This window comes from Thermoanaerobaculia bacterium (assembly GCA_035593605.1).
Classification (GTDB): Bacteria; Acidobacteriota; Thermoanaerobaculia; order UBA2201; family DAOSWS01; genus DAOSWS01.
In genome coordinates, this window is the sequence record DAOSWS010000006.1 from 120,750 (window position 1) to 144,299 (window position 23,550).

General features: G+C 55.0%; 19 protein-coding genes. 6 read left to right on the forward strand and 13 right to left on the reverse strand.

Annotated elements, in window-relative coordinates; all coding sequences use genetic code 11:
- The first annotated feature begins 3 nt into the window (after positions 1-3).
- The 4 genes from PLD04_04385 to PLD04_04400 are packed head-to-tail and all read left to right on the forward strand — an operon-like array spanning position 4 to position 6,586.
- Positions 4-1,302: a TolC family protein gene (locus PLD04_04385; protein ID HXK67558.1), complete on the forward strand. Its 1,299-nt coding sequence runs from the start codon at positions 4-6 to the stop codon at positions 1,300-1,302.
- Entirely contained in the window at positions 1,299-2,513 is a 1,215-nt protein-coding gene (locus tag PLD04_04390; GenBank protein ID HXK67559.1) for an efflux RND transporter periplasmic adaptor subunit, read from the forward strand. Before PLD04_04385 ends, PLD04_04390 begins: the two co-directional genes overlap by 4 nt.
- Before the next feature lie 9 nt (positions 2,514-2,522).
- A complete protein-coding gene (locus tag PLD04_04395; GenBank protein ID HXK67560.1) occupies positions 2,523-5,651 on the forward strand; it encodes a CusA/CzcA family heavy metal efflux RND transporter in 3,129 nt (1,042 codons plus the stop codon).
- Complete coding sequence (locus PLD04_04400) at positions 5,648-6,586, forward strand: cation diffusion facilitator family transporter (protein ID HXK67561.1); 939 nt, start codon at positions 5,648-5,650, stop codon at positions 6,584-6,586. Before PLD04_04395 ends, PLD04_04400 begins: the two co-directional genes overlap by 4 nt.
- A gap of 36 nt (positions 6,587-6,622) precedes the next feature.
- Here the strand turns inward: PLD04_04400 and PLD04_04405 are convergent, their stop codons facing one another.
- The 13 genes from PLD04_04405 to PLD04_04465 all read right to left on the reverse strand — a co-directional run bounded on the left by PLD04_04405 (position 6,623) and on the right by PLD04_04465 (position 20,916).
- Positions 6,623-7,174: a metal-dependent hydrolase gene (locus PLD04_04405; protein HXK67562.1), complete on the reverse strand. Its 552-nt coding sequence runs from the start codon at positions 7,172-7,174 to the stop codon at positions 6,623-6,625.
- Between the two features lie 55 nt (positions 7,175-7,229).
- The gene (locus tag PLD04_04410; GenBank protein HXK67563.1) at positions 7,230-7,745 is read right to left on the reverse strand and encodes a hypothetical protein; all 516 of its coding nucleotides are present in this window, start codon (positions 7,743-7,745) and stop codon (positions 7,230-7,232) included.
- A gap of 73 nt (positions 7,746-7,818) precedes the next feature.
- Positions 7,819-7,962, reverse strand: coding sequence for a hypothetical protein (locus PLD04_04415; protein HXK67564.1), 144 nt, complete (start codon positions 7,960-7,962; stop codon positions 7,819-7,821).
- A 99-nt stretch (positions 7,963-8,061) separates the two neighbouring features.
- Positions 8,062-8,787, reverse strand: coding sequence for a SprT family zinc-dependent metalloprotease (locus PLD04_04420; protein ID HXK67565.1), 726 nt, complete (start codon positions 8,785-8,787; stop codon positions 8,062-8,064).
- 82 nt (positions 8,788-8,869) lie between these two features.
- On the reverse strand, positions 8,870-9,364 hold the full coding sequence (locus tag PLD04_04425; protein HXK67566.1) for a peptide deformylase: 495 nt from the start codon (positions 9,362-9,364) through the stop codon (positions 8,870-8,872).
- A gap of 44 nt (positions 9,365-9,408) precedes the next feature.
- Complete coding sequence (locus PLD04_04430) at positions 9,409-9,675, reverse strand: hypothetical protein (protein ID HXK67567.1); 267 nt, start codon at positions 9,673-9,675, stop codon at positions 9,409-9,411.
- Positions 9,665-10,363: a DUF2293 domain-containing protein gene (locus PLD04_04435; GenBank protein ID HXK67568.1), complete on the reverse strand. Its 699-nt coding sequence runs from the start codon at positions 10,361-10,363 to the stop codon at positions 9,665-9,667. The genes PLD04_04430 and PLD04_04435 overlap by 11 nt, the downstream gene beginning before the upstream one ends.
- A gap of 19 nt (positions 10,364-10,382) precedes the next feature.
- On the reverse strand, positions 10,383-12,623 hold the full coding sequence (locus PLD04_04440; GenBank protein ID HXK67569.1) for an acetate--CoA ligase family protein: 2,241 nt from the start codon (positions 12,621-12,623) through the stop codon (positions 10,383-10,385).
- Entirely contained in the window at positions 12,620-13,192 is a 573-nt protein-coding gene (locus PLD04_04445; protein ID HXK67570.1) for an indolepyruvate oxidoreductase subunit beta, read from the reverse strand. The genes PLD04_04440 and PLD04_04445 overlap by 4 nt, the downstream gene beginning before the upstream one ends.
- A gap of 8 nt (positions 13,193-13,200) precedes the next feature.
- Entirely contained in the window at positions 13,201-14,796 is a 1,596-nt protein-coding gene (locus tag PLD04_04450; GenBank protein ID HXK67571.1) for a thiamine pyrophosphate-dependent enzyme, read from the reverse strand.
- A 154-nt stretch (positions 14,797-14,950) separates the two neighbouring features.
- Positions 14,951-16,678 carry a protein-disulfide reductase DsbD gene (gene dsbD / locus PLD04_04455; GenBank protein ID HXK67572.1) on the reverse strand — a complete coding sequence of 576 codons (1,728 nt, stop codon included), beginning with the start codon at positions 16,676-16,678 and terminating at the stop codon, positions 14,951-14,953.
- An 83-nt stretch (positions 16,679-16,761) separates the two neighbouring features.
- Entirely contained in the window at positions 16,762-18,315 is a 1,554-nt protein-coding gene (locus PLD04_04460; GenBank protein ID HXK67573.1) for an adenylate/guanylate cyclase domain-containing protein, read from the reverse strand.
- Positions 18,316-18,372: 57 nt separating this feature from the next.
- Positions 18,373-20,916 carry an HD domain-containing protein gene (locus PLD04_04465; protein HXK67574.1) on the reverse strand — a complete coding sequence of 848 codons (2,544 nt, stop codon included), beginning with the start codon at positions 20,914-20,916 and terminating at the stop codon, positions 18,373-18,375.
- 34 nt (positions 20,917-20,950) lie between these two features.
- Here PLD04_04465 and PLD04_04470 point away from each other — a divergent pair, with 34 nt between their 5' ends.
- Positions 20,951-21,805: a DMT family transporter gene (locus PLD04_04470; protein HXK67575.1), complete on the forward strand. Its 855-nt coding sequence runs from the start codon at positions 20,951-20,953 to the stop codon at positions 21,803-21,805.
- A 218-nt stretch (positions 21,806-22,023) separates the two neighbouring features.
- Positions 22,024-23,547 carry a hypothetical protein gene (locus PLD04_04475; protein HXK67576.1) on the forward strand — a complete coding sequence of 508 codons (1,524 nt, stop codon included), beginning with the start codon at positions 22,024-22,026 and terminating at the stop codon, positions 23,545-23,547.
- Positions 23,548-23,550: the final 3 nt, after the last annotated feature.

The following is a 23,550-nucleotide window of genomic DNA, read 5'->3' on the forward strand; positions in this document are numbered from 1 at the left end:
AATATGATACAGAAGTTTCGATGGATCCTATGTGGGTGTTGCCTGGGCCTGCTGGTCCTTCCCCGCATGGCTGCGGGAGAGAGTTCCGCTGTGGAAAGCGTGACATACCGGACGATTACGCTACAGGAGGCGGTGCGCACTGCCCTTGAGGCCAATCTTTCCATTCGGGTGTCCCGAACGGAAGTTCTTCAAGCGGGTGCCGACGTAATCCAGTCAAAATTGATAGCAAACCCGGAGCTCGTCGCCGAAACAGAAAATTTCAGTGGAACCGGCATGTTTCAAAATCGTGACAGCATGGAGCAGAGCCTGGTACTGTCACAGGAAATTGAACTGGGCGGTAAAAGAAAAAATCGAATCGTAAAGGCCCGTGTTGCTGAGACCCTGAAAAAGCTGGATTTGGAATTAGATGAGCTCTCCCTCTGCCGGGATGTAGCGCTGGCTTTCTTTGATCTCCTTGGCTGGCAGGAAAGGGTGAAGGTCCTGCAGGACCGCAGTGCCATTGCCAATGAAATGGCGCAGACCATAAAAGTGCGGGTTGAGGCTGGCAAGGTTCCCCATCTGGAGTCTCTTCGCGCTTCGGTCTTGGCGGAATCCGCCCGCCTGAGGCTTCTGGAAGCCAGAAACCAGATGAATGTGGCCGATTTGGCCCTTCAAACCCTTCTGGGCAAAGGAGAAGAGCAACTCTTGCGGGCAACGTATCGTCCGATTGGAAGGAAAGATCTTTCTATGGATGCAGGTGATTGGGATTCCAATGCGGAAGATCACCCCTTTGTTCTTCGGTATTTGATCATTCACGATCTTCGGGAGGCTGAACGAAAAGTTGCACGATCCCTCCAGTACCCCGACATTGTCCTGAGTGGCGGTGTCCGGTGGTTCGAGGAGTCCGGAGATCGGGCTTACCTTGCAGGGTTGTCCATCGGCCTGCCCATTCTTCATCGAAACCAGGGGGAAATAGCCAGGGCAGACCTGGAACTTGACCGAGCCCGCCTGGAAGTCCGGGCACGAGTGCTTGAGATAGAGAAAGAGCGATCTCGTATCCGGATCGGGCTGGATTCATCGAGTGAGGCCATGAATGCATATCAGACTTCCATTCTGACTCAGGCCGAGGAAGCGTTTCAGTATGCCAGGGAAAGCTATATTGCAGGAAAAATTGGCTATGTGGCTCTTTTGGACGCCATGAACAACCTCTTCGAAATCAGGGAGGCTTATGTGAACGTTTTCATTGAATATTACAACCAGCGTGCCCGGGCCGCATTTATTACAGCGGACCGTGATTGGTTTATCTCAGAGGTGGAACCATGATCAGGATTCCTTCTTTATGGCTTCGGTATATCCTGCTTTTATCGCTGTTTTTGGGGCTGGTGCTTCTTTCTGCCTGTACGGATCTGGCTGGAAACAACGAGGAGAAATCAGAAACCCATGAGACCGCTCGGGAAGAAGGCGACCATGAAGCAGAAGAACATGAGGAGACGTCTGTCACTCTGAAAAACCTCAATCTTCAGGTGGAGACTGCGGCCGCGGGAACCCTCGAACTCGTAACCGAGCTGGTAGGAGAAGTGAAGGTGAATGAAGATCGAATGGCGCATGTCGCCCCCAGGGTCAGCGGTATTGTTCAAAGCGTCTATTACAGCCTGGGCGATCAAGTCAGCAAAGGGGATGTCCTGGCCACCCTCTCCAGCCGGGAGCTTGCCGACACAAAAGCTGCGTATCTCGCCGCAAGGGAACGCCTGTCCCTTGCCGAATCCACCTACACGCGGGAAGAAACCCTGTTTACCAAGAAAATTTCATCCGAACAGGAATATCTCGATGCACGAAACGGACTGGCTGAAGCACGGATTGAATCCCGTTCCGCGGAGCAGAAACTCCTCGCCCTCGGGTTCACTCCGGAAGATTGTTCCGCCATGACCCCGGGCTCCGATGACTCCCTGACCCGTTACCCGATCCAGGCTCCCTTCGATGGAATCGTGATCGAGCGCCATTTGACCCTCGGGGAAACCGCGCAGGCCGAGTCGCCCATATTCACGATTGCCGATCTTTCCACCGTCTGGATCGACCTTCAGGTTTACCAGAAAGATATAGGGCATATACGCGCGGGGCAAATGGCCAATATCAAAACGGATCATGGCACAGAGACATCGATTCCCATCAAGTTTGTCCAGCCGCTTATGGGAAAGGAAACGCGGACCGCCCTGGCCCGGCTTATAACGGAAAACCATGACGGCCGATGGCATCCCGGCTGCTTTGTCACCGCAGAAGTCATCACGGAAACCCTTGAAGTATCTATCCGGGTCCCCCGGGAAGCTGTTGTCGCCCTGGACGATGGAGTCCCGGTCGTCTTTGTCCGGGATGACCATGGATACGATCCAGTTCCCGTAAAACCAGGCCGGGAAGATCGAAATTACGTGGAAATTCTTTCCGGGCTGAATCCCGGGGATCCCTACGTTTCCCGGGGAGCGTTCTCTCTTCGGGCCGAACGGATGAAGGGATCCCTCGGACATGGCCATGCTCACTGAGGCCGATTCATGACTGACGCTTATTTTTCCTGGATACTGCGAAACCGCGTTCTGGTGCTTTTCCTTCTTGCCGCCGTGATGGTGGCGGGAGCCATCCAGTTTACCCGCCTTCCCACAGATGCCTTCCCTGATATCTCACCTGTAATGGTTCCCATTTTTGTGGAGGCTCACGGGATGGCCCCGGAGGAGGTGGAACGCCTGATCACACAGCCGATTGAATCGGCCATGAATGGACTGCCGGGTGTCAAAGAACTGAAATCGACCTCAGCGTTTGGTATGTCGGTGATCTATGTCTATTTTGAAGACGGTCTGGATATCTATTTTTGCCGACAGATCGTCTCCGGAAGACTCTCAGGAGCCTTGTCCGATCTCCCCGATCTTCACGAACCTCCGAGTCTGGGACCCATATCTACCGGCCTCGGAGAAATTTACATGTACTATCTGACCCTTGATGAGGGTGCCGATACGGAAGGAAAGGATAAGCAGACCTATCTGCGGGAAGTAAATGACTGGATTGTGAAGCGGCAGATTCAGATGGTACCCGGAATCACGGATATCCTCTCCATGGGGGGGTATGTACTGCAGTATGCCATCGAGGTAAACCCCCGTGATCTCCATCGGTACAAACTGGACCTGGACGATATCGTGGATGCGGTTGTATCCAATAATGACAACGTGGGTGGGCAATTCCTTGTGCTGGGAGTGGAAGAGTATTTAGTCAGGGGAATCGGTCTTGCCGAAACCCGGGAAGATCTGCGCAACATTCAGGTCAAGGTCGTGGAAGGGACCCCCATCCGGATCGGCGACGTTGCAGAGGTGAAATTCGGACGTGAGGAGCGTCGGGGTGTTGTCGTTCTGAATGGAGAAGAGGAGATTGTCGCGGGGATTGTACTCAAACTTTACGGGGAAAACACATCTGAAGTGATCGATCGGCTTTCCCGGAAAATGCCGGAAGTCATAGAAGCCCTTCCCCCGGGAGTCCACCTGGTCCCATATTACAACCAGAGCCGTCTGGTGCATCACGCCGTCACGACAGTTCGTAATGCAATGGCTCTCGGCGGATTACTGGTTCTGCTCTCCCTGTTCTTTTTTCTGGGACGTCTTCGCACGGCACTGATCGTGGCCATATCGATCCCCTTTTGCGCATTTTTCGCCTTTCTTCTAATGGGATGGGCAGGCCTGTCGGCCAACCTGATGTCCCTGGGAGGAATCGCCATTGCCATAGGAATGCTGGGAGACGGTTCCATTGTCATGGTGGAAAATATCTCCCGGCTCTACTCCCGAAAGGAAAGGGAGAAGAGACTTACCCGGTCGGAATGTCTCCTCCAGGCGGCCCGGGAAGTGAGTCGTCCAATTCTCTTCTCCATTGTTACGATTATCCTTGTCTTTCTTCCTCTCTTCACACTGGAGGGAGTGGAGGGAAAGATGTTTTCCCCCATGGCGCTTACAATCACCTTTGCACTTCTCGGGTCAATCCTTGCGGCGCTTGCATTGACGCCCGTTCTTGCATCCTTCCTCCTTTGCCCGGACCGCGAAAGGAGCGGACGCCTTATTCAAATCCTTTCCTCCCTCTATCGGGATCTGCTGGAAAAAACGCTCACCCGTAAAATTCCGGTCATAGGGATTTCCCTTCTCGCCCTTGTGGCCTCCCTGATCCTTCTCGGGAATCTGGGTACGGAGTTTATCCCCGTCCTGGAGGAGGGCGTTATACAAATCAACGTTACGATGAGCCCTTCGATCTCTCTGGAGGAAGCGACCCGGGTGATCTCTGCCATGCAGAAGGACATCAAGAGCCTCCCGGAAATAGAAAGCACGGTGTCCAAGATTGGACGCCCTGAGACGGGAAGTCACCCCCATCCTGTAAATTTCGGTATGATCCAGGCCGTGTTAAAGCCCGAGCACGAATGGCGTCACCATCTTCAAAAGAGAGATCTCGTGCGGGAAATCGGAGAACGGTTATCTTCCTTTCCCGGTGTTCAGCTGAATTTCACCCAGCCGATTCAAAACCTCTTTGATGAGCTCCTTTCCGGGGTTCGGACTCAGCTTGCGATCAAGATATACGGGGAAGACCTTGGGGAGCTGAAATCAATTGCCGGTGAAGTGAGAGAGGCCATTGAGACGGTTCCGGGACTCGTAGATCTGGCGGTCGAGCAGAACGCGGGTCAACCGCAGGTTCAGGTGGTCGCAGATCGGGAAGCCTGTGCACGGTACGGTGTTCGTGTCTCTCAGATTCTGGAACTGGTTGAAATGGCGGTGGGAGGGGAAGTTGTTGACGAACTCTATCTGAATACAAGGCGGTACGGGATTTTTGTCCGATACAAGAAATCTCACCGGGACACGCCCGAAGCTATTCGTAATCTTCTTCTTTCCACATCAACCGGAGTCATGGTCCCCCTTTCTCAGGTTGCCGAGGTTCGGGAGGTTACGGGTCCCATTCAGATTAACCGGGAAAGAAACCATAGACGATGGACCGTCACCGCAAACGTGCGCGGGAGGGATATGGGAAGTGTGGTGAAGGAGCTTCAGGCCAGGATTCAGCAGCGTGTGACCCTGCCCCCCGGTGCAGTCCTGGAAATCGGCGGTCAATTTGAAAATCAGAGAAGAGCCATGCGAAGGTTGAGCCTGATCGTACCGCTCACTCTTTTCCTGATCGTTCTGATGCTCTACCTATCCCTGGGCACGGTACGGGAGGCTCTTCTGATCTTTATCAATGTACCGCTGGCCCTGATCGGAGGTGTGCTGGGACTTGTCCTTGCGGGTGAATATCTATCTGTCCCTTCGTCCGTGGGCTTTATTGCTCTGTTTGGTATTGCCGTTCAAAACGGGTTGATTCTTGTTTCCACGATTCGCCAGAGTTATCGGGAAGGAATGGATCTCCACCAGGCGGTTGTAGAAGGATCAGTTCTCCGTCTCCGCCCGGTCCTCATGACGGCGCTGACCACGATGCTGGGGCTTATTCCTCTGCTTGTGGCAACGGGAGTCGGATCTGAAGTTCAAAGACCCCTGGCCGCCGTCGTTGTTTTTGGACTGGTTTCCTCCACGTTTCTGACGTTATTCCTTCTCCCGGCGCTCTATCCCTGGTTTGCTCATGGAAGGGAGACGCCAGCCTCTCCATGCATGGAGGAACCTGGGCCATGAAAAGCGAACGCAGCGTTTCCTCGTCGAATCGATGGAAGGCCCCATCCCGGCCGGTGCCCCACCTGTCCCCTTCGGGAAGAATTCGAATTGCCCTCCTGATTAATTTCGTGTTTCTCTTTATCGAGATTGCGGGCGGGCTGATGTCCGGCAGCCTGGCTCTTCTTGCCGATGCGGGTCACATGATGACGGATGTGGCTGCACTGCTCCTCGCTCTCTTTGTGGATCACCTTTCACGAAGGCCTCCGACCACACGCCGGACCTACGGCCTTCTCCGTGCTGAAGTCCTGGGTGCCTTTATCAATGCCGGGACGATGTTTTTTATCGTTGCCTTCATTCTTCACGAAGCCTGGGTGCGCATGGGTCATGATCTCGTTATCAACGCACCATTAATGCTCGGGGTCGCCTTACTCGGCCTGCTTGCCAACATGGCCAGCGCCATCGTACTGCATGGCGGGAAGAGCCAGAATGTGAATGTGCGCGGGGCCTATCTCCATATGATGGGGGATGTACTGGGATCGCTTGCCGCCATCGTTGCGGGCGGGGTGATCTGGCTGACCGGCTGGATTCCTATTGATCTGATCGTAAGCCTTCTTGTCAGCCTGCTGATTGCCGTCAGCACCTGGCGGCTCTTTACGGAGACGGTGAACATTCTCATGGAGTCGGCCCCGGACAACATCAAGTATCGGGAAGTCAAGGAGGCCATGGAACGTCTTTCCCAGGTTCAGGAGGTTCACGACCTTCACATCTGGACTCTGACTACGGGTGTTCCCGTCCTTACCTGTCATGTTGTAATCCTGAGGGAGTTCGACGATCCCCTGTGCTGGGAATCATGCCGTTTGGCCCTTGAGGACCTGCTGCGCTCTAGGTTTGGTATTGACCATACGACACTTCAGTTTGAGCGTGCATCCTGTCAGAGAGAGTGCGGGGTTGGCTGATTCCCGCGTGAATCGACCCTTAATTCCGGAAAAGGTTTACGGTTCTCCGAATCGATTTCGAAGAGTCTGTACAAATACCCGGTCGGCTCGAATAGAACCCATTTCCAGGATAGAGTACCCCCTCTTCCATGCAACAAAGAAGAGCCAGGCAAGGGCGGCCATCGTAAGAGCGATATTGGGCCAGGCATTCAGGGCCCACTGACCTGACCACTCCACCGTCGAATCGGGGATGGGCCAGAGGTAGGGGATCCCCCAGTTCGAGCCGTCGGGGCCGCCGCTTCCGAGAAGATCGCAGAGAAAGTGGAGGTGGACGACACCGAAGGCTGCAAGCGCCGCCCGCAGTCTTCTCCCGCACCAGAGGTAGACGCCAAGACTCAGAAAAAGAGCCGCCCACAACGTGTGGCCAAAGGTGTGGTGGATCAAGCTGTAAACGGGAAATTTATCTTTAAAGAGGATTTCCAGGGGTGCTCCCAGGCCGTCCAGATCCGGAAGAATGCCCGACAGCGTGACGGCCACACGCTCCCTTCGGGTATGAAAGAAACCGGAGGCGATATCGTAACTGACCAGGGCATGGGTGATGGTGTTCATACGTTTCAGGACCACTCTACCACAGGAGTGGAACGACAACGTTCACGAAACGGAACTAATAGGTTTGAATTGACTCGTTTTCACCCACCCAGGAGAGGAACCCTTCCGGGTCGGATTCCATTAAAGCCACGACCCTGTTTCTGATTTTGTCATAGAGAGGCGGAGAATCAAGAAGTTCATCGATGGATCGTCCCTCTTTCCGAAGAAGATAGGTGGCGCAGGCTCTTCGCAGATAGCCATGGGTCAGCGAAGAAGGAATCGATCGTCTACCGAGAATCCCTTCCAGGGCTTCCCGGGCCGGCAGAATCGAATCGCGGGCGATGTAATCGCACAGGCCCTCTCTGAGCCAGACGGGAAGATCGTGCTCCTGGAAAAACCCCACCCTGTGCTGAATAAGCCGGTGGGCGATTTCATGGACGATAGACCCGCTCAGAGTTCTTGCCCTGGAGGGATCATGTCCCAGCCTCCTGGCAAAGGCCAGGTCCCGTTCCACATCTCCCTCGGTGATAAAGATGTCCCCGGTCAGGGGGACACATCCAAAGTGCTTATCACGGAGAAAAAGATGTTTCATCAGGGATAGGCTTTGACAAAGATAGACGTCATGTTGAAGGCCCGGATCTGGGATCTCACTTTTCTCAAGGAGCTCATGAATGCGGGTCGTGACTTGATGGATGGAGGGGGGGCAGGGGTTGCGTGGAATGGATCGATAGAGATCCATCCTGGTAGCTGTAAGGGAAGAGGGGTCCGGGGAATGCCACCAGAAAGGCCTGGCTGAGAACCAGAGACACAGAGGTCAGAAGTATAATTTTGACTGATCGTTTTAGCCAGGCCGGAACGTCCACAAGGTCTAATACGGCTTGTAGTGCGGGTAAGTTTATGTTCGGAAATCAGAAACTGTGAATCTGGTTGAGTCCCTTTTTTCGCTCTTTCCAGTCGGGCAGAAGGGTTCCAAGCAGGTGATAGAAAGCCCTGGAGTGACCTGAATGCTTTAAATGGCAAATCTCGTGGACGACGACGTATTCCACGCAGGAGAGGGGGGCGCGGATCAGGTGGGTATTGAAGAGGATCGATCGCGTACGTGCGTTACAGCTTCCCCAGCGGGCCTTCATTCTGCGCATCTTTACGGTCGGTCGGGCGGTGGCGGCGGGCTCCAGGCGGGGATACCATTGATCCACGAGATCGTTGAGGATTTCCTCTGCCCGTGCGCGGTACCAGTCCATGAGCACCCTCTCCGTTTTCTCCAGTGTGACCGTCCCCCGGAGATGAATGGTAATCACTCCGTCTTCCTGCTGAACACCGTTTCGGGCCCCCTGCACGATCTTGAGACGATGGGGGAGTCCAAGATAGGTGTGAGTTTCCCCATCCCGGTAGCCGGGAAGGGAAGGCAGAGTAGCCAGACGCTGAAACTGCCGGGCGAGCCAGGGCTTCTGCTGCAGTGTCCATCCGATGGCAACTTCCCGGGAGATCCTCATCGGGATAGCCAGAGTGACTCTGCCGTCGGTGTGAACCCGAAGACCCATGGTTCGCCGGGATCTGCGCTGCAGAGAGATGGAGATTTCATGCTGATCAAGCTGAATGGTGAAGGGTTCCAGGAGGTGAGTCTTTCGGCGCACGGGACTATTATCGGAGATTGAACCGGATTGGACAAGGACCAAGAATACAGTACATGCTTACAAAGGGATTACCGGTAGTTCGTCACTTTCGAACCCGGGACTTCATGGCGAAGGATCGATCATCGATGGCTCTCATCGTTGCCAGAATCCCGTCCAGGTGATCACATTCATGCTGAAGAAGTTCGGAAAGGTCTCCCCCGGCATCAATTTCACGAAGGTTCCATGCCGGATCCCGGTATCGAACCCGGCACCGTCGAAACCGTCGTACCCGGACCAGAAGATCGGGAAAGGAGAGACAGTCATCCCAGAGTTCCATCATCTCATCTCCCAGAGGCGTAAGCTCCGGGTTGATCAGCACATGAGAGCCTTCGGTTTCCATGACGATCAACCGCTTCATGAGACCGATCTGAGGTGCGGCAATGGCGCGGCCTGCCCCTGTCCGTGTGCGGAAATCCAGTAATGTGTCCCGAAGGTCCTGGATGATCGGTGTGAGGGAAGGAAGATCCTCCCGCGTCACGGGACGGGAGAGTTCGTGAAGCCTCGGATTCCCCAAAAGAAGAACCTCTCTAATCGACATCGGGTACACACCGATCCCGTGGTTGGGACTGCTGATCCCATACTTTATTGCCCGCTACATCTTTCAATACATGCCTCTACTTTGTCGCTAAGACGGTCTAACTTTCTTTGGAGCCGTGAATTATCTTCGTGGTTGGCAGCCGCGGCGATGTGGCCGGCCAGGTGTTCGATGTCGTCGAGCGTCATGCGTATCCGGACCTTCGATCCCTTCACTTCCCCTATCAGCTTGTCCCTGTCTTCATAGAAGGTGTGGCTGGTGATAAGATCAATCTCCGCGGGTGTCAGCAGAAGCGACAAGACCTTATTCGTCATGTGGGTTCTCCGGTTGTCTTTCCCAGGAATCCAGGATGTCGTCCACCCTGTCCCGTACTTCGAGGCGGGCAAATTCATGACCATAGCCCTGAGCGAGCAGGTCGTCGTAGTTGGTCGAACGGTGACGGACATGGGCGACCACGGCAAGACGAACGGCTTCTTCGTCTAGTCTCTTTGCTGAAGCCGAACGGCCCACCCTGCCGCTGTACTTCAGGCAGGCGTGGTTTGCGATGGTCTTTTCCACTCCTTCTGGCGCACTGGGAAAGATCTCACGCACCTGTTGGGTGAACAAAGCGATGTAGGATCGATCCTCCTCCCTCCGGCGGATTGCAGCGCGTTCCCGTTTCCGGGTACGGGCTTCTTCATCCTCAAGACACTCCTTCTCTGCCCTGTGAAGGGCCTCTTCTTCCACGAGTACACCCTGTCGCTCATACTGGCGTCGTGTCTTGCTCCACTTCACGACCACAGCGTCCAGAATGGAGTGCTTTCGGGACCGTCGCGTAAGGACAACGTTGCCGCGGTGCAGGTAGACAAGGTGTTCCAGGTCGGCGCAGGAAAGGCAGAGGGCCTTCTTTTCAGGTGTCATAGTGATCCAGGAGCCCTTTTCCAGTACTTCCCCGCAGTCATCGCACCTTGATTCTTTGGAGGTGGTGATATAGACGACGATATCTTTCTTCTTTTTTTTCACTCTGATTCTTTTTCCTTATTCAACCCTTTCTCAACCGCTCTGCAACAAAGGTGTTGAAAAGCTTCAGAGCCCGGTCGGCGGTCCGGAATGTCGGAATTCCGGAAGCTTCGAGGAGCCGTGCCATAGGATCATAGATGGCGCCCCCATCCACAACGACCACCCAGGCCTTGGGGCAATCCCTGAGTATGGCGGCCATCCGGGACACGATGGAATCTTCCCGGGTCAGATCATCCCGGTGCCCCTTCCCCGCAGGCAGAGTATTAAGAGCGGGAGTGAGGGGAACGCAGCCCACCACCCCGACATCCACACCTTTATCTTCCAGGACCGTACGGATCACGCCGTCATAGGCCTCATCCCCGGCCATGGGGGTGAGGTCGATGGGGTTGTGAACATCGACGATGGAATCGATCCGGCACATCACAAAGAGATCCGTCAGACGTCCGGCCGTCTCTCGTGTAAAGTCAACGAGCTTCAGAACGCCAAGGTTGTCGGCCATGGCCACGCACTCGAATCCGGCATTGGAAACGGCGCCAAGGCGGGTGCCCCCTACCGTCTTGTTTCCCAGGAAGGCAAAGAGGCGGGTGAGATCTTCGAAGTCTTCCACCGTGTCGGCGATCACGATTCCGGCGGAGTGCGCCAGCTGCCGGGTCACGGCGTAGTCGCCGGCAATCGAGGCTGTATGGCTGGCGGAGGCTTTGGCTCCGGCCGCGGTTCGTCCGGCCCGGTAGAGGATGACCGTCCGGCCGGAGGCTGTAATTTCCCGGGCGGCCTTCAGGAAGCGCAGGCCGTCCAGGGGTTTGAAACCTTCCACATACACCGCGTAGATCTGCAGATCCGGATCGTCCTTCAGATAGGTGAGGTAATCCCCGATCGTGAGATCCATCTGGTTGCCGATGGAAATCGAATACTTGGGATTTACCCCGGCAAGCTTGTTTGTCTTGGAAACGGCAAAGGCGCCGCTCTGGGAGAGGAAGGCAACGGGGCTGGTCTCCCCCTGGGGCACCGGAAGCTTGTACTCCGGGATAAACATCGTGTCGTACCGGCCGGGCTGAGACCGGATGCCCAGGCAATTTCCCCCGTTAATGACAGGCCCGCCCCACGGAGTGTTCCGGGAGCGGTCCAGGGCCTCGTTCATGGCCCGGACGATCTCCTCGGTTCCCTCCTTCTCCTCCAGGCCACCCGGAATGACGATGATGCTCTCCGCCGCCTCGCGATCGGCAATTTCGGTGATGATTTCCGGTACCTGATGGGCTGCCACGGCAAGGATAAAGAGGTCGGCCTTTTTGGGAAGAGATGCGATATCGGGGTAACAGCGGACCCCTTCGATCGTCTCGCTTCCGGGTTTGACGATATATATCTTCTCCCGGTCAAACCCTTCCCGCAGAAGGTTGTTCAGAATAATGTGGCCCGGATTCATCTTCTCAGAAACGCCGATGATCGCAGCGCTCTTTGGCTCGAGCAGATATGTCAGCTTGGCGATGGGTCGTTCCTTTGAAGGCTTTCGCGGCGTGGAATTCAGGGTGATGAGGGCGTCGAGGGGAACGAGCCGGCCGTTAGAAATCACGAAGGGATTGACTTCAAATTCGGCAATCGGATCCGGGCACAGGGCTTCCCCGACCTCCATGAAGGCGGAAACCATCTCCACCAGCCGGTCCAGGGCAATTCGAGCCGGCTGTCCGCGAAGCCCCCCGGTGATCAGAGGTGTCACGGCCGTACCTTCCAGGCCTATGCGGATTTCTTCCGGCGTCCGCGAAACGGGGGAGAGGATGGAAACATCCCGGCCCTCCCGGAAGTTGGCGGAGAGAAACTCCGTGTAGATGCCGCCGGTCCCGAAGGTTACGACGGGACCAAAGTCCTCGGTCCAGCGGAGGCCGACCAGAAGTTCACCTCCCAGAGCGGGATCAAAGGCGATCTTTTCCGCAAGGAGGTACCCGCGGACCCGCTCGCCGGAGAATCGGGTCACCATACCGGACAATGCCGCTCGAACGGAAGCTTCCTCCTTTGAGACAAAGGCCACCCCACCCACATCGCTCTTGTGAAGGATATCCGGAGATACGACTTTGATGACAAGGTCTGCACCCGGTATACCGGAGAGCAGATCGGCGGTCACTTCATCCGGTCCCGTTACAAAACGGGTTTCGGGCACCTCGATTCCCATGGCCTGAAGGATCGAAAGACCTTCGGTTTCCAGGAGGGCTCCGCGATTCTCCGAAAGGGCTGTTTCGATGACCTTCTGGATCTTCGGGAGATCCGCCGTCATTGTCCGTGTTCTCGACCCAGCCGGAATGCCTTGAGGTTGATATCCACCACCTTCTCTCCCTTCCGGGCAAACATCTCTCCAATAAGAGCCTCAATCGTCGATTCCCTGACGGGCAGATGGTGGGAGGCGGCTCCGACAATGACCATGTTGGAAGCCCGGGCCGATCCAGCCTCCCGTGCCAGTTTCTCCGAATCGACAATCACGGAATGGGGAAGTTCTCTGATCGCAGAGAGGATCGATTCAAGATCCGGGTAATTTGAAATATTGGTAACGGGATTGGAGGAGGCGATCAGCGTTCCGCTTTCAGAAAGATATTTGACGTAACGGAGGCTTTCCATGGGTTCCATGGAGAGGATCATCTGAGCGCTTCCTTCCGGGATGAGATCGCTTGCGATGGGTTGATCGGAAAGGCGAAGGTTGGCCAGAACAGCCCCTCCCCTCTGGGACATGCCGTGAACCTCGGACTGTTTCACAAACAGACCTTCATTCATGGCGCTTGATGCAATGATGGCCGAAACGGAGAGGACACCCTGTCCTCCAACTCCTGCAAGGATAATGTCATATTTCATGGTTCACCTCATCCCTTTTTACTACGTTTGGCCGTTTCCAGGCATTCCCGGACGGCAATAATGACGGAGAGACCGTGGTGGCTGACTTCCCGGCGCAGGATTTCGGTGTTTTTTTCCGCGTACTTACGATGGGCCTCGATGATCTGGAGGTGATCCGGATCGACGCCGACACCCTTCACGATCGTTTCCAGCCGGGAAGAAGGCAGAACGGTCGGCTGACCACCCGTCATGCCCACCGTCTCGTTGTCGAGAATGATGAGCGTCATGTCGCTGTTGGCGGAGGCGGCATCCATCAGAGGTGTCACACCGGAATGAAGGAATGTGGAATCCCCGATCACGGCGATTACGGGATAGAAGCCTGCGGCCGCGGCCCCGACGGCCATGCTGACCGAGGCGCCCATGCAGACGCACGATTCGATGGCGTTGTACGGAGGAAGGGCGCCCAGGGTGTAACAGCCGATGTCCGACGTGACCAGGGAAGGATCGAAGGCCGCAAGGACTTCCTTGATCACACCGTAGGTATCGGCATGGGGACAACCCTGACAGAGCTGGGGTGGCCGGTTCGCCAGCTGGACAGAAGGAGAGGAAATTCCTGTCCGGGCGGGAAGGTCCAGGGTGCATCGGACAATGTCGGGATTGAGCTCGCCGTCGGGAGGCACATGACCGGACAGCTTTCCCCGGATTTCCATGGTGGGTGGAAGAATGCCGCGGACCAGGCGTTCCACGTAAGGATACCCCTCCTCGAGGAAGAGGAGAATGTCGACATGGTCGGCAAGGGCTCGGATCTTGTCCACGGGAATCGGGTAGGCTCCGATATGCAGATGAGAAGGACGGTTTTCCATCTCTTCAAGATTTTCAAGGAAGTAATTTCGTCCCAGACCCGTCGTGATCACACCCAGTGAAGTGTTCGATTTATTCAGGGTGAGAGGGTTGTAGGACGAGGCCTCGGTGTAGGCGAGGATCTCGGCCTGTCGGTCCAGAAGGGCCCGGTACTGTTTCCGTGCGTTGCTGGGAAGCAGGATCCACGAGGCGGGAGCCGAAGGCTTCTGCAGAGAGTTTTCCGGTTTGGGGTCCCGAACACGGACCACGGCTCGGCTGTGGGCGAGGCGGGTGACCAGACGGATCATGACGGGGAGCTTGAACCGTTCAGAGAGATCGAAGGCTTCCCTTGTCATTTCATAGGCTTCCTGCTGATCCGCCGGTTCAAGGCAGGGAATCTTGGCAAAATCGGCAAAGTAACGGCTGTCCTGTTCGTTCTGGGAACTGTGCATTCCCGGATCATCGGCCACGGCCACGACCAGGCCGCCGTTGATGGAAACAATGGCGGAGTTCATGAAGGGATCGGCCGCCACGTTCAGTCCCACGTGCTTCATCGAAACAAGAGTGCGTTTCCCGACCATGGAGACGCCCAGGGATTCCTCGTAAGCGGTCTTTTCGTTGGCCGACCAGCTTGCATAGGGCTTTCCATGCTTCTGGTAATGGCGGATCAGATACTCCGTGATCTCCGTGGATGGGGTGCCCGGGTAGGCGTACGCAGCAGAAAGACCCGCGTGGATAGCCCCCAGAGCGACCGCTTCATCGCCGAGCAGTACCATGTCGGTCATAAACCCTCCTTGAATTGAGTCAGACAAGAATACCCGGAAAACGCTGGGCGTTCCCACCATCATACCGTGCTTGTGAAAAGTATGTCAAACCTGGCTTCAGGTTTGTTTTTTCCGGTTCAGTACGGGTGTGATTCGTTGAGGCAGCGGTGACGATTCAATTCTTCGAAGGCACGGCCCGGAGGCGGGAGAGAAAGTCGTGAGCTTCCAGAAATCCGACAAAGGTCAGATCCTTTCTCTCTTCACCCCTTGCGTCGATAATGACGATGGTGGGCACACCCTTGATTCCGAATTCTTTCATTAGAACCTTTACCTCGGCGCTTCCCGTTCTTGTCAGATCGGCCTTCAGGGTCACGAATTTTTTCAGCTCCTCCCGTACTTCCGGACGGGAAAAGGTTTTGTGATCCAGCTCCTTGCAGGGCAGGCACCAGTCCGCGTAGAAATCGATGACGACGGGCCGGCCCGCTTCTTCCGCCTTTTGAAGAGCTTCCGGTGTGTAAGGTTTCCAGAGATCGTCTTCCATCTTTGCGTCCCCATGAAAAAGGGGAAGGGCAAGAAAGATGGCGATGGCGAAAAATCCGACACCGAGGATACGTCGGAAGATCCGCCAGCCCGTTGACTCTCCTGCTGTCGGCATGAAAAAGAATAGAACAAGAGCGCAGGCGGCGGCGAGGATCACAAAGATCAGGGTGTCGACTCCGGAGGGAAGAAGGGGGCGAAGCAGGTAGACTGCGGCGGCCAGAAGGAGAAACCCGAAGATCCTCTCGATGGTGGCCATCCAGGTTCCACTGTGGGGCAGTCTGTTGAGGGAAGCGGAAAAAACGCCCAGAATCAGGTAGGGAAGTCCCAGACCCGCACTGAGGCTGAAGAACATGACAAAGCCGGTCCAGGGATTTCCCGTCGCGGCCACATAGGTGAGCAGACCCAGGACGATCGGACCGATACAGGGTGCCGCCACAAGGCCGACGAGGGCGCCCATCAGAAAGGCGCCAATCAGGCCCTTGCGCCCGCTGAGTCTTGAGGTGAGGGCCGAGGGAAGCTGGAGCTTGTAAACGTCAAACATCGAGAAGGCCAGAAGAACCAGAACCACCGCCACAATGACCAGGACGATGGGGTTCTGAAGAAGGTTTCCGAAGAGGCCTCCCGTCATGGCCGCAACCGTACCCAGAATTGAATAGGTAAGCGTGATTCCAAGGAAGTAGAGAAGAGCCAGAGGCCAGGCGCTGCCCTGGCGTTCTTTCGCCTGGGCTGCAAAGAACCCAAGGGTGATGGGAATCATGGGGTAGACGCAGGGTGTGAGATTTAAGGCCAGGCCGGACAAAAAGATGAGAAGAAGCGTGAGGAAGACGCCTCTTCCCTTGATCCAGTCCGCGACCGTGCCTTCCTCGCCGCCATCCAGGGAGGCGGAGGAAGCCCCGGAAACTGTCAGGGTGACCGTTCGGGTAATCTCTGTGGGAGGAAGACAGAGCTGGTTGTTGCAGGCCTGGTAGGTCAAGGTCAGAGGGACGATCAGTGTTCCCTTTGCTTCCGGGTGGATCTTCACCCGAACCTGAAAGGTGAGGTCCCCTTCATAGACGGCAAGGGGATCCGGGGAAAAGGCAAAGGTGACAAGCTTGTGCTCCGGAGCATCCAGCCCTTCCAGGGTAACCCATTCGTGGTCCACGCTGAAAGAGGTGGGGATGAAGGATTCATCCAGGGGGGTTGACGAATTGATATGCCAGGGGGAATGGATCTTCACCGAGGCGGCGACCGGGACAGTCTCTCCGGATCGGACCGTCAGGGATTCTTCCGGTATTCGAAAGGTAACCGACTCTTCAATTTCCTCCAGGGCAAAGAGGAAGGGAATCGTTATCAGGAAAAGGAATATCATGACTGCGCGTTTCATGTTCATGTCAACCTCGATGGAGGAGTATTTATTTCTCGTCCGGCAACGAAAAATCTCTGAATAACAACGTTCGGACAGGTAATCTACCAGACGAGACGATAGATCTTAATGGGTTTGCTGACGCCCTTGACGGAGACCTCCCCGGCCTCTTTCAGTGGAAAGGATGCCGTCAGCTTTCCGACGGTGATGTCGCTGATTACGATTTCATTCGTCTGGGCCACCGTCTCTTCGAGCCGCGAAGCGACATTGACGGTATGTCCCAGGGCGGTATAGTCCAGACGCTTTTCCGATCCCACATCACCCACGATTGCCAGCCCGCTGGAAATTCCAATCCGGAGGCCCACTTCCGGCAGGCCGCGTTTTACACAATCCCCGGCCCACTGGTCAAAGGTTCTCATCAGGTCCAGGGCCGCGGCGCAGGCGGTATCCGCGTGGTTGGGGTTGGGAACGGGGGCACCGAAGAAGGCCATGACGGCATCGCCAATGAACTTATCCAGGGTGCCGTCATGCCGAAAGATCACCTCGGTGGAGAGGGTAAAAAACTCGTTCAAAAAGGGAATGAGCTTCTCGGCATCCATCTCGGAAACGGTCCTTGTGAAGCCGACCAGGTCGGCAAAGAGCACCGAGATGTCCACGGAAGAGGAGGGCACGGCCATGGAACCGGTGCGCTTGTCCCCGCTGATTACGGCATTCACGATCGACGGAGAGTGGTACCTCGCCAGCTTTTCCTTGATTCTCTGCTCTTCCGCAAATTTTTCCTGGAGGAGGCTCTGTTCGATAGCGACAGCGGCAAAGTTGGCCAGGGCCGTGAGGACATCCAGATCTTTGGCGGTGAACATCCCCGCCTTGATGGAAGAATCGACGTACACGGCACCCAGGACACGGTCCTGGCTCCAGAGCGGAGCACACATGGCGGAACGGATGTTGTGGAGACGGATCGAGAGGCCTTCTTCAAACCGTTCGTCGGTAGAGGCATCATGGGTAATGACGCTTAAGTGCTGCTTGGTGACCATGTTCAGGATCGTTGTGGAGATGGGCAGGGTTTCACTGGTGAGTTCATTAGCCCGATCTTTTATGAAACAGGGCTCCAGCTCCCCATTACGCTGAAGCATGATAAAGCCGCGGTCACAGGGGAGGATGTCGAAGATCGAGTCCATGATCTTTGCCATGACCTCGTTGAGATCCCTGGCCGTTAGAAGGGTTCGGGCCATCTGGACCAGGATGTCCAGCATTTTCTCCCTTCGCTTCTCTCCTGTCGTCTCTCCCGCCGTCTTCATCTTCGTGCTGACGTCAATCTTGAACTCTTCCTCGAATTCCTTAATGGACTTGACGTAGGTCGTGGAAAAGTCCTCCCGGGGGAGCTCCACCTTTAGCGTATACCCACCCAGGACCAGCTCCATGGCGTCTTCCAGCTTTACGCTCTGCATGGGTTGTTCTCTGACAACGATGCCGTTGGTGGATCCCAGGTCCTCCATCATGAAGTCCTGGCCCTGCTGGACGATCCGTGCATGTTTTCGGGAAACTGAAAAGTCGGGAAGAACAAGGTCGTTAAACTGGGACCGACCAATGTTGAAGGGAGATCGAGACACCGCAACCTTACGCTGAAGGTTGGGGCCACTTACGTGCAGCGTCAGCATGGACCTATTTTACCATCGAACCCGTGGATCGGAAGAGGAGGGAGGATAGGTCCTGGATCAGCTGAAAGAGGGGATGGGCCCTTCTTTGTAGGTATACCCTTCCGGCATGTGGCCGCGGAGGGGGGGGAGTTCCATGAGTTGAAGTACCTCGGTGGATGGCTGGTAGTTGTAGGAGGTGGAAAGGATGTCGATAAAGGCATCCACAATTTCCGGGTCGAACTGTCGGCCCTTTTCGATCACGAGTCGCTTGGCCGCTTCATCCCAGGAGAGGGCGTGCCGGTAAGGCCGGGAAGTGGTCATGGCATCAAAGGCGTCCACAACAGCGACGATCCTGGCGCCCAGGGGAATCGATTCACCACTGATACCTTCCGGGTACCCGAAATTTTCCTGTCCGTCGGCACCGGAGAACCATTCGTGGTGGTGCTGGATAATGGGAATCGCCAGACGAATGAATTCGATGTTCTTCAGGATGTTAACTCCGATGGTCGTATGTTCCTTCATCTTCTCCCGCTCTCCCCGGTCCAGACGTTTTGGTTTCTGCAGGATGGCTTCCGGAACCCCTATCTTTCCGATGTCGTGGAGCATGGCCCCGAGACGAAGTGTTGTGACCTCATCCTCCTTCATTCCCATGCTGATCCCGAGTTCCGTGGCAAAGGTTGCCGTTCGCTCGACGTGACCTTCCGTGTAGTTGTCCTTGGCTTCAATGGCATTGCAGAGGGTTTCCACGGTATCGAAATAGGTGGTCTGAAGGAGTTCATGGGCCTTGGAGAGGGCTCCGTGCAGATCGGACTGATGAACGGCAAAGGCCAGGTTGGCGGAAATCGTTTTTAAAAGTTCCAGATCCCGGGCGGAAAAGGGATCGGCCTTGTAGCCCTGGAGGTCAAGAACGCCGATGATACCCTCTTCAACGCGCAGGGGTATGGCGGTCTCCGAGGCGATGCCCTCCACGGCCGCAATGTAATCCGGATGTTCCCCCACCTGGGGAGCGTAGACCACTTCTTCTGACAAAAAGGCGATCCCGACAATTCCCTGGCCGGGAGTCAGGGCGTGAAGTTTGATTCGATCGGCATCGATTCCCGAGTGGGATCGAAGCCTCAGCATCCGGGCGGAGGTATCATAGATGTAGATTTTGGCGATGGAGATGTCGACGTGGGATCGGAGAGTCTGGAAAACCTTTTCCAGGAGAACGTCCATATCCAGAGTCTCCAGGGTATGGGCCGTCGTGGCAAATACAAGCTTCAGATCGGAGATCGTCTCCTGGAGATCGTCGGTGAGCTCCTGGTTTTTCAGGGCGATACGAGCCTGTTGAACCAGATTGTTGGCCATATGATCATCCCGCTGACTGATCGTGTCCCGGTCCCACTTTACGCAGGAAAGACTTGACGGAGGAATCAGGAAGTCAAGGGTTGGTTCTTTCCCGGTAATGACAGGGTCCTCAGGAATTCGGGTTGTCTTACCTCCACCGGTGATGACAATCGACTTGAGACCGAGGACATCAATAAGTGCGGAAGCCAGATGGCTGAAGACTTCCCGCTGGCTTCGGGACTCCATCAGCGACTCGGTATATCGCTGAATTCTCCGGCTGATCGTGATCCGGCTGCGCACCCCGTCGGTGAAGAAACCCGTCAAAAACCCCAGGATATTCAGAAGGATCAGGGTTGCGACGGCATTGACGATGGGGACGACCCCCAGGTCATGGTCGTAGCGGGGAAAGATGTGGAGGTAGGAGATAAAGGTCGACACCGTGCACCCTGCCACGGCCGCGGTCAGTCCGCCACGGAAGGCCAGAAAGAGCATGGGGATGGCCAGAAGCATGAGATACCAGGAGGTGCCGATTATCACGCGGGGAAAGGCGATAAAAAGGCCGGTAAAGAGAAAAACCATCACGATCCCCACCTTCAGAACCTCCCCCCTGGTCAGCAGGATCTGATAGAGGGGGCGGGGAAAGTAGACGGAATGTACAGGATGGAACCAGTTCTTTCGAATCGTTTCTGGAATTCGGGTCAGAAAAGGGCGGACAATCAGGATCAGGGGAAGGGCCAGGCAGAGGGCCGCCAGGAGGTCCGAGGTCCACCAGGCAAAGAACCGTAACGGGATCTCATGGGTCGGGATGGGAGCATTTACGGGTTGAACCACGTTGTATCGGATCAGCTGGTAGATATTTCCGAAGGCCGCATCGAGAAAGGTGCCCCCCACGAGACCCAGAATCAGAAACCGGGACATCGTGTTGTGTCGGTAAAGTCTTGCATCGGCTCCGAGCCTGGAAATAACCCAGAAGGGAAGAAACCCCTCCGTCGAATGGATCAGGCCCTTGAGGATCCCCCGCAGGAAGGGCATTCCAGGTGACCAGGGAGAGGCAATACAGCCGAGAATGATTCCCAGGGCGGCCATGGGCCCGAAAAAATAGAAGGCTAAAATCGTAATCGCTGCGGTGGGATAAAAGAGGGTGACGCCCGGGATCAGGTGGAACATTTCCAGCTGGGCCACTCTCTCCGAGGCAGCATAGACAAAGGCGATCAGAACGATAATGATGGGATCGGATGGAAATCGGACGAAACCCCTGAAAGAAAAGTTGGACTTTCCTGGCTTGCCCAATACCATAAATTGATTATACACCATGCTATGATGATGAGCCGTGGGAATTCTCCTTATGCTTCTGGCCTCCGCGAGCTTCACCACCATGTCCGCGCTCGTCAAGGCGGCCGGATCTTCGATTCCGCCCGTAGAAATGGTCTTTCTCCGATGCGTGATCGCATCCCCGATCTTCTATCTTTTTATCCGGCTCCGCAAACGAAATCCCATCATCAGGGCAAAGAAAGTGCTGGTCTGGAGGACGATCTTCGGACTGTCCGCCATGGCCGGGTTCTTTTACGCCCTTACCCACATGCCCCTGGCGGACACGATCTTTATCGGCCGGTCCCAGCCCCTCATTCTCTCCCTTCTGGCGCCGCTGATCCTGGGGGAACACGCACCCCGGTCGGCGTGGATCGCCATCGGAGCCGGTCTCTGCGGTGTCGCCGTCATCATGAAGCCCGCCATGGCCTGGCCCATCGCCGCCTGGGTCGCCCTCGGATCGGCCGCATGCAGTGCGATGGCCCACCTTCTCGTCCGGAAGCTCAACGCCACAGACACCCCCATGGTGATCGTTTTCAATTTCACGGTGCTTTCCGCGATTCTGACCTCGTTCGTTGTCATTCCAACCTTTGTCTGGCCCACGCCCGAGCAGTGGATCTATGTTCTTGGAGTGGCCGTCTTCGCCAGCTTCGGCCAGCTTCTGATGACGCTCGCCTACCAGAGAGACCGCGCACCCGTCATCGCTTCCGCCAGCTACTCGTCGGTCATTCTCTCCGTCGTCTACGGATATTTCTTCTGGGATGAGATCCCCCATCCCCTGGCCTGGCTGGGAGGGGCCCTCATCGTTGCCGGTGGTCTCCTTCTCCTGAAGGCCCGCTGGCACGCCAGCGAACCCCCCTCCCCCGCGGCGACGTAACCACAGACCATTTCTCTCAACCTCCGGGTAATCCGCAAAGGAGGACCGATTCCGAATCATGACGTTGTAGATGAGGAAATTAAGGGGGATAACCTCGAAGAACGGAGTGGGGGCGACGGGATGAGTTTCGCTACTTTTTGCGCTCTCATAACCTCGAAGACGTGCAGGATTTGGCAGTCATGGTATAGTATCTCCATATTCATTTTGAGGGGGCTTCGATGAAAAATTCACCCATTAAATCACTTAAAACGCCTATATATATATACTTATCCCTGTTCTTTGCCTTCTTGACACCCCTTCTTTTCTCCTCCGTTCCTAATCCACTTACAATTGAAGCTACTGCAAAGAAGGTTCCAGGCATACGGGACCAGATAGAGATATCGTTTACAGCAAATACCACACCAGATGATGCACAATTCGTCTATTTCTCCGCTGGGGGAAGAAATGTGGATCTAGTCAGCATCACTCCTTCGGAGGATGTTGTGGTGGATGAATACGGACAATCAGGACGTGCGGTTGTTCAAGTTATTGGTGATGGATACATAAGGGTGGATGTTGCTGTTGTTTCGACAAATGGTTATTATGGAGCTTCTTCAAGTTTCTTTTTCCGCGTAGATCAAGGTAATGTTCACACGATTCCCGAACAAATCTATTTGAATGCTGTGAAAGATCAGTTTGTAGCTGACGTTCAATCGAAGGCTGATGAACATGCCCACCGCAGCCTGGACCATCTCAAAGCGAATGGATTGCAAATAGTTGTGGAAAATTGGCCACAGGACGATCGAAGCTTTCCCGTGGAAAACGATTTCGGACTTTCGATCGAGACTTCAGAAGAGATTTATGCCGAGGAGTTTTTAAAGACAGCCATCCAGGACCCAAATTATACTGACATTGTAACTATTCAGCCTGGAGATAGATACCCTTGTTATTTTTCACGAATCTCACAAAGCCCCACACCGCCATCCTACTATACCAATGTTGCGGCCCAGGTCCATTTTATTCCTGTAGTAGGACAAGCCTCCAATCCTGCTGGTGGCGGGGGTGGTGACGATACACTTAGAAGTTTATCAGCAATACCGATAAAAGCCACGAAATTTTACATCTTTACAAGAATGTGGGTTCAGGATATCTGCTTGGGGAAATACTATTTGAAAACCGTGAGACACACTGTGTACACGAATGATAATGGTACAGCAGATTGCACGGTGGCCTATGCAAAGATCCCGGGCGATGTTAGTGCCCCGATCATCTGGATCAGTGGGTTCTCGGAGAGCGCTTATGTGTCCGTGGGTGAATGCGTTGTTGCTGGTCAAGACAGTGCGGGTTTTCCAACCCCTGGTTATGTCGAGGGTTCTGAAGAGCAAAGTTTATATGAGATAAACGTAAATACAGACGCATTCGATGAGGAGTACAGGAATGAATATCATGAACATCAGATCGAAGAATATCTGATACAAAATTTTTCATCGGAAGTCTGGGAAGTTCATGCTTTCTACTATCTAGCAGACCAAAGTCTCGAGAATCCTCAAAGTTTTCTACTGCATCAATATTTGAGAGAGCTTTCGGAGTTCTGGAGGTTAAAGACATTTACAACTGATCAGACTACATTCCGAGCATGCAGGTTTGACGAAGTTGTATCGACTGGCTCCGAAATGGGGGCTTATACCCTGGATGCCGGTATCAGCCCACCAAGAGGTACCCTCAAAAAGTGTGGAAAAAGAGAAAAGCGGCGTGTATCCTGAGGT